Source organism: Flavobacterium sp. (assembly GCF_046317795.1).
In the GTDB taxonomy this organism is placed as follows: Bacteria; Bacteroidota; Bacteroidia; order Flavobacteriales; family Flavobacteriaceae; genus Flavobacterium.
In genome coordinates this window covers 1-10,931 of the sequence record NZ_JBKCVI010000038.1, presented here as the reverse complement: position 1 = coordinate 10,931, position 10,931 = coordinate 1, and the positions used below count along the sequence as shown (strand labels likewise).

11 protein-coding genes are annotated in these 10,931 nt (G+C 33.9%); 9 read left to right on the top strand and 2 right to left on the bottom strand.

What is annotated here, in order from left to right; genetic code table 11:
• Positions 1-52 precede the first annotated feature (52 nt).
• The 6 genes from ACK5ON_RS02475 (at position 53) to ACK5ON_RS02450 (ending at position 5,489) form a co-directional block, all read left to right on the top strand.
• Positions 53-796: an FkbM family methyltransferase gene (locus ACK5ON_RS02475; RefSeq protein ID WP_409819562.1), complete on the top strand. Its 744-nt coding sequence runs from the start codon at positions 53-55 to the stop codon at positions 794-796.
• Between the two features lie 136 nt (positions 797-932).
• Positions 933-1,502, top strand: a complete 570-nt coding sequence (locus ACK5ON_RS02470) for an L-threonylcarbamoyladenylate synthase (RefSeq protein ID WP_409819560.1) — start codon at positions 933-935, stop codon at positions 1,500-1,502.
• Between the two features lie 97 nt (positions 1,503-1,599).
• Positions 1,600-3,033, top strand: coding sequence for a CCA tRNA nucleotidyltransferase (locus tag ACK5ON_RS02465; RefSeq protein ID WP_409819557.1), 1,434 nt, complete (start codon positions 1,600-1,602; stop codon positions 3,031-3,033).
• A gap of 15 nt (positions 3,034-3,048) precedes the next feature.
• The gene (locus ACK5ON_RS02460) at positions 3,049-3,567 is read left to right on the top strand and encodes an N-acetyltransferase family protein (protein WP_409819555.1); all 519 of its coding nucleotides are present in this window, start codon (positions 3,049-3,051) and stop codon (positions 3,565-3,567) included.
• An 83-nt stretch (positions 3,568-3,650) separates the two neighbouring features.
• Positions 3,651-4,670, top strand: coding sequence for a COX15/CtaA family protein (locus ACK5ON_RS02455; RefSeq protein WP_409819552.1), 1,020 nt, complete (start codon positions 3,651-3,653; stop codon positions 4,668-4,670).
• Between the two features lie 48 nt (positions 4,671-4,718).
• Positions 4,719-5,489: a CDP-alcohol phosphatidyltransferase family protein gene (locus ACK5ON_RS02450; protein ID WP_409819549.1), complete on the top strand. Its 771-nt coding sequence runs from the start codon at positions 4,719-4,721 to the stop codon at positions 5,487-5,489.
• Between the two features lie 522 nt (positions 5,490-6,011).
• On the opposite strand, the gene ACK5ON_RS02445 is transcribed toward ACK5ON_RS02450, so the two are convergent.
• Together ACK5ON_RS02445 and ACK5ON_RS02440 are read right to left on the bottom strand one after the other, a co-directional pair.
• Positions 6,012-6,542 carry a CIA30 family protein gene (locus tag ACK5ON_RS02445; protein WP_409819547.1) on the bottom strand — a complete coding sequence of 177 codons (531 nt, stop codon included), beginning with the start codon at positions 6,540-6,542 and terminating at the stop codon, positions 6,012-6,014.
• Between the two features lie 3 nt (positions 6,543-6,545).
• Complete coding sequence (locus ACK5ON_RS02440) at positions 6,546-8,420, bottom strand: alpha-amylase family protein (RefSeq protein ID WP_409819545.1); 1,875 nt, start codon at positions 8,418-8,420, stop codon at positions 6,546-6,548.
• 141 nt (positions 8,421-8,561) lie between these two features.
• Here ACK5ON_RS02440 and ACK5ON_RS02435 point away from each other — a divergent pair, with 141 nt between their 5' ends.
• The 3 genes from ACK5ON_RS02435 to ACK5ON_RS02425 form a co-directional block, all read left to right on the top strand.
• Positions 8,562-10,241: an OstA-like protein gene (locus ACK5ON_RS02435; protein ID WP_409819543.1), complete on the top strand. Its 1,680-nt coding sequence runs from the start codon at positions 8,562-8,564 to the stop codon at positions 10,239-10,241.
• Positions 10,241-10,486 (top strand): hypothetical protein, encoded by a 246-nt coding sequence (locus ACK5ON_RS02430; protein WP_409819541.1) that lies wholly within the window; start codon positions 10,241-10,243, stop codon positions 10,484-10,486. Before ACK5ON_RS02435 ends, ACK5ON_RS02430 begins: the two co-directional genes overlap by 1 nt.
• Before the next feature lie 25 nt (positions 10,487-10,511).
• Positions 10,512-10,931: aminotransferase class III-fold pyridoxal phosphate-dependent enzyme (locus ACK5ON_RS02425; protein ID WP_409819539.1), on the top strand; the 420-nt coding region annotated here is incomplete at its 3' end.

Genomic DNA, 10,931 nt, shown 5'->3' with positions numbered 1-10,931 from the left:
GTATACTTAAGCATTTTATAGATTTCTTTGTAATCTTTTAAAATTAAAAAAAATGAAACTAAAAATAATAACTTCGCTTTTAAAAAGAAATGGATTAAATCGAATTTCTCAAAATAACTCCAAAAACAATTTATTAAAACTATTATTTGATAACCTAAAAACTTTGGGATTTGTTCCAAAGCACATCGTTGATGTTGGAGCGAATCATGGCACTTGGACTAGAGAAGTACTGAAAAATGTACCTGAAGCATACTTTACTCTTATTGAACCACAAAATTGGCTAAGGTCTTCTTTTCAGGATTTACTAAATTCAAATCCAAAAATTAGCTATTTAGCTGTTGGCGCAGGAAAAGAAAAGGGTAGCTTTTTGTTCACAATTGTAGATAGGGATGATAGTTGTACATTTGGAATTAGCAAAGAAGAAGCAGAAAAAAACGGATACAAACAAAAGGAAATTTCTGTTATAACATTAAACGAATTACTAATTTCTAAAAGCGACTTACCATTTCCTGATTTAGTAAAAATTGATGCTGAAGGATTGGATTTAGAAGTGTTAGAAGGAGCGTCCGAATATTTTGGAAAAACAGAAGTATTTATGATAGAAGCTGCAGTTTATAGCAAATTATTTGATAATTCGATTTTAAAAGTTATCAATTATATGAATGAGAAAGAATATTCTCTTTTTGATTTAACTGATCTAAACAGACCTTTTTCGCCTCAAGTATTATGGTTGGTTGAATTAGTTTTTGTTAAAAAAGATGGATTTATATATAACTCAAAAATAGGGATGTTATAAACATAATAAAATATAGGGAAAAACGTAATTGTTACTGCTGCTGGTTTCCTACAAGTGATGTTCCTGTTAATTGAATGGTTGCTGGTATTCCAGCCATAATTAAAAACAATTAAAACCTCTTACCATTTAAACAATAATGAACGACATCAACACCGAAATCCACAACGCCCTCGAAGTCATACAAAACGGTGGCATCATTCTTTATCCTACCGATACGATTTGGGGCATCGGTTGTGATGCTACCAATGTTGAAGCTGTGAAAAAAATTTATGCTCTAAAACAACGCGAAGAAAGTAAAAGCATGATTGTTTTGATGAATGGAGAAAAAATGATGTACAACGTTTTCAAAGACATTCCAGAAGTGGCTTGGCAAATACTTGATTTATCGGAGAAACCCACTACCTTAATTCTTGACAATCCTAGAAACATAGCTTTAAATCTAATTAGCAATGACAAATCACTTGGAGTTAGAATTGTGAAAGAACCTTTTTGTTTTAAACTGATGGAACGCATGAAAAAACCATTAGTTTCTAGTTCTGCTAATATCTCAGGAATGTTCAGCCCAAAATCTTTCAAAGAAATCGGCCCCGAAATTATAAATGGTGTGGACTATGTAGTAAATTTGCATCACGAAAAAATTTGTGATAAACCTTCGACTATTATTAAACTTACGCTGGACAATCAGGTGAAGATTATTCGCAAATAGAGTCTGTTTGTCATTCCGAGGCACGAGGAATCTCATTACTCTATCAGGATTATGTGATTTCTCCTTTGTCGAAATGACAAGATTGAAAAAAAATAAAATGAACTACACAAAAGCACTAAATAACCCAATCTTTGAAATCATTTCAAAAGCAAGCCAAGAACTTAATCTTGAAAGTTATGTAATTGGCGGTTTTGTTCGTGATTATTTATTACAACGTGACTTAGACCTGCCTGCCGCAGGTAGGAAAGATATTGATATCGTGGCGATTGGTTCCGGAATTGATTTAGCGCTGAAAGTTTCCGAATTATTACCCAACAAACCAAAAGTTCAGGTCTTCAAAAACTATGGCACTGCTATGCTTCGCTACAAAGAAATCGAAATCGAATTTGTGGGTGCCCGAAAAGAAAGTTATGCTGAACACAGTCGTAATCCTATTGTGGAAAACGGAACTTTAGAAGACGACCAAAACCGTCGAGACTTTACGATTAATGCTTTGGCTTTTTCTTTGAACCAAGATAACTATGGTGATTTGGTTGATCCTTTCAACGGATTATCAGATTTAGAAAACAAAATCCTTAGAACACCTTTAAATCCTGATATTACCTATTCTGATGATCCGTTACGTATGATGCGTGCCATTCGTTTTGCAACGCAATTGAATTTCATTATCGAAGAAAAATCATTGGAAGCAATTGCAACTAATAAAGAACGCATCAAAATCATTTCGGGCGAACGAATTGTAGATGAATTGAACAAAATCTTGGAAACATCAAAACCTTCCATTGGTTTTTTACATTTATACAAAACAGGATTATTAGACATCATTCTTCCTGAATTAACAGCGTTGAATACTGTGGAAGAAATAGAGGGACAAACCCATAAAAACAATTTTTATCATACGCTAGAAGTGGTTGATAATATTTGTCCAAATACCGATGATGTTTGGTTGCGATGGGCAGCATTGTTACACGATATTGGAAAAGCACCAACCAAAAAATTCAATAAAAAACAAGGTTGGACATTTCACGGACACGAATTCCTGGGCGGAAAAATGGTCAAGAAAATCTTTGAACGATTGCACATGCCATTGAACCAAAAAATGAAATTTGTACAAAAAATGGTGATGCTGAGTTCACGACCAATCGTACTTTCAGAAGATATGGTAACTGATTCGGCAGTGCGTCGTTTGGTGTTTGATGCTGGTGAAGATGTGGACAATCTTATGACACTTTGCGAAGCCGATATTACCACCAAAAATCCATCGAAGTTTAAAAAGTACCACAATAATTTTGACATCGTTCGTCGTAAAATCATTGAAGTAGAAGAACGTGACCATGTTCGTAATTTTCAACCACCAATTTCGGGTGAAGAAATTATGGAAATCTTCAATTTAAAACCTTCTCGTGAAATTGGCGTTTTGAAAGAAGCGGTGAAAGAAGCTATACTTGAAGGAGAAATACCGAATGAGTATCAAGCCGCTTATGATTTTGTTTTGGCAAAAGCCGAGAAAATGGGGTTGAAAAAAGTTTAATTTCACACAAAACCAATGTCAATTTATCACTTTAGAAAAGCATTACCTTCTGAAAAAGCAAAAATTTGGGAAATTCTTCAATTTGCTATTCAACGAAGAAAAGAAGAAGGAAGCAATCAATGGCAAGATGGCTATCCAAACCCTGAAGTGATTGAAATTGATATAGAAAAAGGATATGGTTTTGTTTTAACTGAAGAAAATACCATCATTGGATATTGTGCCGTTATTAGTAACTATGAACCTGAATATGAAAAAATTGTAGGCAAGTGGCTTACAAATGATGATTTTGTTGTGGTACATAGAATTACAATTGCTCAAAACTATTTAGGGCAAGGATTATCAAAAATAATGCTCGAAAATATTGAAGATTTCTCAATAAACAACCATATATTCAGCATCAAAGTAGATACCAATTTTGATAATTTTGCCATGCTGAAAATTTTTGAAAAAATGGAATACATCTATTGTGGCGAAGTTTATTTTAGAGGAAGTCCAAGAAAAGCATTTGAAAAAGTTCTTAGGAAAACTTTATGATTTGTCTAAAAATCAATACCATTTAAAATCAATTAATTTTGCACAATAAAATTGAGATATCATAATTAAATTATTAGTATCAAATGTTAAAAAATAAATCTGTTATAATCTGGCTTCTTTCGGGTTGCGTTTTAGTATTTATAATGGTTGTTGTTGGCGGGATTACCCGACTTACCAATTCAGGTTTATCGATGACCGATTGGCATTTGGTAACCGATACTTTTCCGCCAATGACAGAAACCAAATGGAATATAGCATTTGAAGAATACAAGAAGTTTCCCGAATACCAAAAAATAAATATCCATAACGATTTCAGTATTTCAGATTATAAATTCATTTATTTCTGGGAATGGTTTCACCGGTTTATTGGTAGAATTATTGGTTTGGTTTTCATTATTCCGTTTGTCTATTTTTTAATCAAAAAAAGAATTGATAGTGCTACACTGAAAAAGTGTTTTGTGTTGCTTGGAATGGGAGCATTACAAGGTTTCTTTGGTTGGTTTATGGTAAAAAGCGGTTTGGTTGACAATCCAGATGTGAGCCACTACAGACTCGCTTTGCATTTAACATTTGCTTTTCTAACATTTGCTTACACACTTTGGGTTGCCTTAGATTTGATTTATCCAGACAAAAGAGAGGTAATCGTTTCGCTGAAAAAATTGGCACGCGTTACACTAGTTTTGCTTATCATTCAAATAATCTATGGTGGATTTGTTGCTGGTTTAAATGCTGGTTTAGTTCACAATCATTGGCCATTGATGAGCGATAGACAATTCTTCCACGATAGTATCGCTTTGGAAAAAGAGAATTGGTTACTTCGATTTACTGAAGGAAAAAGTGGTGTGCAATTTGTGCATAGAACGATGGCATATATAGTAGTTGGATTGATTGTATTCTTGTATTTTAAAAGCAAAAAATATATACTAACTACACAACAACATAATGGTTTGAAAACACTAGTTATATTAGTATTTTTGCAATTCACCTTAGGCGTTTTCACCTTGTTATATGGCGTTCCGCTTTGGTTAGGATTAACGCATCAAGTGATGGCATTCTTTTTATTGACAGCCATGACTTTTACTTTGCATCGATTATCAAAATAAAACGCATACCCCGACTATATTGTCACAGTTCCTTGTTTACCAACATAAATGTCTAAACTAGCCGCTCAAGATAAATTTTTAGATTTATCCGATTACGGAAGATCTTTTGGAAGATTTTTTGCCACTCAATTACAGAATACCCGCTTTACTCCTATTCATGTTACCTTGCTTTTTGGTCTCTCTGGATTGATTGCTATCTATTGTATTTTGACCAATCATTATGTATTGGCTGGATGTTTTATCCTTTTAAAATCGGGCATTGATGCTGCCGATGGCGAATTGGCACGATTAAAAAAAACGCCTTCTTATTCAGGAAGATATTTGGATAGTGTGTTTGATATTGTGCTGAATTTCATGCTTTTGATGGCCATTTGTTATGTCTCTAAAACCACTATTTGGTTCACTTTATTAGCTTTTATTGGTATCCAATTGCAAGGCACTTTATACAATTACTATTATGTAATTCTCCGAAACAAATCAGTTGGTGGAGATACTACCAGTAAAATATTTGAATATAAAACTCCCAGAGCATTGCCTGGTGAAAGTCAAAAATCAGTCAATATTTTATTTAGAATTTATACTGTTGTTTACGGAACTTTTGACAAAATCATTCATGGCTTAGACAAAGATGCGTATAAAGTAAAAAACTTTCCGAATTGGTTTATGACCTTACTTTCGCTTTATGGTTTGGGCTTTCAATTACTTATCATTGCTGTGATGCTGCCTTTGGGTTGGATTGAGTTTATAGTGCCATTTTTTATTGCCTATTCGCTATTGCTTTTTGCATTGATAGTAATTAGGAAAAAAATATTAACCTAACGGGAATCCGATATTAGCTTTTCATAAATTGCTATTGACAATAAAAAATCAAATAGTTTTCTTTTTCATTGTTGTGACAAATAATAAAGTAAATGCAGAAAAGTTTTTAAACCATTAAGAAATTAAGTTTTGTTAAGCGTGATTATACTAGATTGCTTAACTATGGTAATATTTATAATAAAAAAATATTTACAATAACCAGTTGGGTGTAATTATAAAAAACGTCAGTTGATTCTTAGTTTACTTAAACACTTTTCTCTTTTCTAAATTTACCTAAATTTATTAAAACAAATCTAAAGGAGTGTTTTTTTGTGCATCTCGTCTTTTGGGACGAGAGGAACAAAAAATGACCAGAGGCAGTAGCCGAAATGAGCGAAGCTAATCGAGAACCGTTTTTAATGAAATTTTTCTTGTTCTGTCATCCTGAGTGAAAACGAAGGACGATTTTCTATCGAAAATCGAACTGACGAAAAATTATCATTAAAAACTAATTACACCCAAAGGGTTTATAATAATAGTTTATTATTTCACTTCTATCTTATCAATTAGCAATTGAAAGTCTTCCTTCTTTTTATTTCCGATTAGAAAAGCGATTTCCTCTAAATTATTTCCATCATAATTTGGAAGGTTTAAAGTTCTGCCTCTGAAAGAAGCATACATTTCGGAAATTGGAATTTCTATTGTTTGCCAATCGGTTGTGGTTTGAAATTCATAAACATAGGAATAGTAATCACTACGGTTTGATTTCACTCTGAACTGGTATTTTTTGCCGTCACCTTTCAATCGGATACTGAAAATTTTATTTTCCTTCAAGGAAACAGGTTTTAGATAATGCTGTAAAGAACAAAACCCACCATTATTTTCCAAGGAAACACTTCCTTTGAATACCCCATGACCATTGGCATCAACAGAAAAATCACTTGATGAAATTCCTCCCATTACAGAGTCATCAACAATTTTCCAATTAGAAATATCAGATTTTCCATTAAAATCGAACAATAGTATCGTATTCACCGCAAAATAAATTATATAAAGAGAAGATAGAAATTTCATTATCTACAATTTAAATATAAAACTCTCGCTTGGTTTTACAGAAAGCTTTATTGTTCCAACACCTTTGGTTACATTTAATTCCGATGTACTTCCATACAGTTGGTCAGTAACAGTATAAATTCCGTCAGCTAAACTCCATTTTGAAATAACATCAGCTGGAACAATGAGTTTAAAATTACTAGTAGTTACCCAAGAAAAGTTAGCAACCACAATCAGTTTTTCGGAATCACTATAACGAACATAGGAATACAATCCTGAGTCATAATTTTTTGTTTCGTTTCTATTAATGGTTTGTATTTCTTGAAATTTACCCATCAATGCCTCACTTTTTAGTGTGAAATTCAACAAACGAGAATAGAAATCGCGCAACTCTTTTTCTTTTGGTGTCAATTGTCCTCCATCAAATTTACCTCCATTCATCCAGCGCTGATGACTTGGTACGCCAACATAATCAAATATAGAAGTGCGTGAACGAGTCCCAAAACCGCCATTTTCATTACCTGCTTCACCCACTTCTTGTCCAAAATATACCATCGTTGGCGCTGAACTAATTGTAGCCGAAACTACCATCAACGGCTTTCCTTTTTCGGGTGTTCCTGCAAATTCCTTACTGGCTAGGCGTTGCTCATCATGGTTGTCCAAAAAGTGTAGCATATGGTGTTCAATATCCATCATGTTTTTTTGAATTTCCGAAAGTGGATCTGGTAAGGCATTGCCTTGTATCACGGCTTTTAAATGGTCATAGGTTTCCACTTTATCATACAGATAATCCATTTTGCCCAGCTTGATGTAGTTTCTGTATTCCTTTGGATTATATACCTCGGCTAATAAAAAAGCGTTTGGCTTTTTCATTTTAATAGCTGAATTCATGTAACTCCAAAATTCATAAGGCACCATTTCGGCCATGTCATAACGAAAACCATCTACACCTTTGGCAGTCCAATACAAAGCAATATCTCGGAATTTTTTCCAAGAACTCGGTACATCTTTATCTTTCCAGTAGGCAAAATGTTCCTTGTAATCTTTGGTATCATAACCAGCTGGCAATTCGGGAAAATCTTTGGAACCATCAGTTTTGATACCATAGTTCACTTTCACTGTTTCATACCAATCGTTAATATCAGGTTTTGCTTGCCGTGAGCCGTTGCCAGTCCACTTGGCAGGAAATTCAGTAAACTTACCATCAATCAGTGGATTTTGTTCACCACCTAATGGTCGATAAGTATCTGAAGTTGGCACTTCAAACGCTTTGCCTGGGATGTAATAAAAATTATTGTTTCGAGCATATTCCACCGAAGTATCATCATCGGCACCAAAATCTTTTACACCTTTTGGATTGCTCAAACTATGGTAATTTCGCGCGATATGATTCGGAACAATATCAATAATGACTTTCAAACCATTTTTATGAGTACGTTCAATTAGCTGTTCAAATTCTTCCAATCGCTTGGCTGGATCTACTGCTAAATCAGGATTGACATTGTAATAATCCTTAACGGCATAAGGAGAACCGGCACGTCCTTTCACCACATCAGGATCGTCATTGGATATTCCGTATTTGGTGTAATCACGAATCACATCATGATGAGGAACTCCTGTATACCAAATATGGGTAACACCCAGTTTTTTGATTTCTTGCAGTGCTTTATCGGTAAAATCGTTGAATTTCCCAACACCGTTTTCTTCAATGGTTCCCCAAGGTTTGTTGGTGGTATTCTTGTTCCCAAATAAGCGGGTAAAAACTTGATAAACAACCGCTTTTTTAGGTTGGTCTACAACCTCCATTTCGTTCTTCATAGGAGTTTTTGATTTATTCTGGGCAAAAGTTATACTCATAGTAAAAAACAAAGCCAATACTGATAAAACTATTTTTTTCATACTATTTTATACTTGTCAATTTAAGCAACAAGACGTAGACACAAATATAAAGATTTGATTGAAATAATGGGTAACATAAATAATTCTTAATAAAGAAAATGATTGTCTCTAATTTCATAAATTTGGCAAAAAATAAAACACTTGAAAAAGTTACTTTTTATCCTAGGATTTATGTTGTGCTTCACATTACCATTGCAAGCACAAAAAACTTCCAAAATAATCATTGAACATGCTGATTTTTTCAATAAAGATGATGAAAAAATTCCAGATGCTGTTTTACTACAAGGCAATGTGAGAGTGAACCATGAAGGTGTTGTTTTTACCTGTAATAAAGCATATGTTTTTGAAAAAGAAAATTACCTAAAAGCTTTTGGAGAAGTTCAAATGGTGCAAGGTGACACCCTTTTTCTAAACAGTAAATATGCCGAATATAGTGGTGAAGTAAAAAAAGCGTTTGCAACTGGTAATGTTATTATGCGTTCTCCCGAATCGACTTTGGTCACTGATACCATCAATTTTGATAGAAATACACAAGAAGCTTTTTATAATTCGCTCGGGATAATTACCAATAAAGACAATATTCTTAGAAGCAAAGCTGGAAAATATTATGCCAATGAAAAGAAGTTTAAATTCACGACTGCCGTATCCTTAACAAATCCAAAGTATGTTATTAAGTCCAATCATTTGGATTATTATACCAATTCGGGGCACTCCTATTTATTCGGTCCATCAACTATCACGAGTAAAGAAAATTTCATTTACACCGAAAAAGGATTTTATGATACCAAGAAGAATTTCGCTTATTTCAAAAGAAAATCCTATATCAAATACGAAGACCGGCGCATTGAAGGTGACAGTTTATACTATGACCGAAACCGAGAATTTGCCTCGGCTACGAATAATGTAAAAATTACCGATACTATTAATAAAGGGCTTATCAAAGGACATTATGCCGAAATTTATCGAAATCTGAAAACTGAAAAAGACTCGATGATGATAACCAAAAGAGCTGTTGCCATTACTTTAGTTGACAAAGACTCGATGTATGTACATGGTAAAAAAATGATTATAACTGGCAAAACTGGTGAGCGAATCGTGAGAGCATATAACAATGTGCGTTTCTACAAAACAGATATGAGTGGTAAATGTGACTCCATTCATTCTGACCAAAAAACCGGTTTAACCAAATTGATAAAAAATCCCATACTTTGGAATTACGAAAACCAAATGACGGGAGATATTATGCATCTCATTGGGAACAAACAAACAGAAAAACTCGATTCCCTCAAAGTATTGAATAACGCTTTTATTATTTCTAAAGACACACTCAGTACAGGATACAATCAAGTGAAAGGGCAAAATTTGTATGGAAAATTTGAGGACAACAAATTGAGAGAAGTGGATATCATCAAAAACACTGAAGTAATATATTATATGCGGAATGACAACCAAGAACTCATTGGAATTAACAAAAGTGTATGCAGTAAAATTAATATGCTATTAGATAAAAATACTATAGAAACAATTACAAATTACAATCAAATTGATGGCGATATTTATCCTGAAAGCGATTTACCCGAAAATGCCAGGAAACTGCGTGGCTTTATTTGGCGTGGCGATGAACGAATAAAAACCAAAGAAGATATTTTCCCTGCTGAAGAAAACGAAATCGATGCTAAAATTAAGGCCGCAACAATAAAAGATAGGGTAAACGACAACATACCATTACAACCCAGTGCAGCAACTTTGAATTACGATAAAAATAATCCAAAGCCGAAAGTAAAAAATAATGAAGCTAATGCTAAACCTATGGTAAAATAATGGTTACCCAAATTTGCCCTAAGTGTAAAAAAGATGCTTTCACATGGCATGAAAGCGATGTGCTACCTAATATTACGGTTTGGAGTTGTAATGCTTGTCCGCTTCAAATATTTGAAGATGAAAGCGACGAGGAAATTTGTGAAAATTGCAATGAAGTAACCAAAACCTTTTTGAGAAGCCAAGAGGAGCAATTCAATTGGTGTTCCAATTGCAATACGGTGACTAATTACCAAAAAAACGAATAATACGATTGTCTAAAAGTTCGTCTTAATGAAAGAAGATTTCCTAAAATACCAAGCGCAAACAACACCCTATCCATTAGGAATGGAAGTTTCACATGCCATTGGTTCTTATATCTACGACACTTCAGCAAAAAAATACTTAGATTTTGTAGCTGGTGTTTCGGCTTGTAGCTTGGGACATCAACATCCGAGAGTCAATCAAGCTATAAAAGACCAACTAGACAAATATTCACACGTCATGGTGTATGGGGAATATGCTCAACATCCAGCGGTAGCGTATTGTAAATTATTGGTTGAGAATTTACCTCCAAGTTTAAACAAAGTATATCTCGTCAATTCGGGAACAGAAGCTTGCGAAGGTGCTTTGAAACTGGTTCGAAGAGTTACTGGTAGAAGTCAGTTGATTTCGTGTCATAATGCCTATCATGGCAATACTATGGGTTCTATG

Coding starts and splice junctions, on each gene's coding strand:
- ACK5ON_RS02470 (WP_409819560.1), top strand. CDS start 933: ATGAACGACATCAACACCGAAATCCACAACGCCCTCGAAGTCATACAA.
- ACK5ON_RS02460 (WP_409819555.1), top strand. CDS start 3,049: ATGTCAATTTATCACTTTAGAAAAGCATTACCTTCTGAAAAAGCAAAA.
- ACK5ON_RS02475 (WP_409819562.1), top strand. CDS start 53: ATGAAACTAAAAATAATAACTTCGCTTTTAAAAAGAAATGGATTAAAT.
- ACK5ON_RS02445 (WP_409819547.1), bottom strand. CDS start 6,542: ATGAAATTTCTATCTTCTCTTTATATAATTTATTTTGCGGTGAATACG.
- ACK5ON_RS02440 (WP_409819545.1), bottom strand. CDS start 8,420: ATGAAAAAAATAGTTTTATCAGTATTGGCTTTGTTTTTTACTATGAGT.
- ACK5ON_RS02465 (WP_409819557.1), top strand. CDS start 1,600: ATGAACTACACAAAAGCACTAAATAACCCAATCTTTGAAATCATTTCA.
- ACK5ON_RS02455 (WP_409819552.1), top strand. CDS start 3,651: ATGTTAAAAAATAAATCTGTTATAATCTGGCTTCTTTCGGGTTGCGTT.
- ACK5ON_RS02430 (WP_409819541.1), top strand. CDS start 10,241: ATGGTTACCCAAATTTGCCCTAAGTGTAAAAAAGATGCTTTCACATGG.
- ACK5ON_RS02450 (WP_409819549.1), top strand. CDS start 4,719: ATGTCTAAACTAGCCGCTCAAGATAAATTTTTAGATTTATCCGATTAC.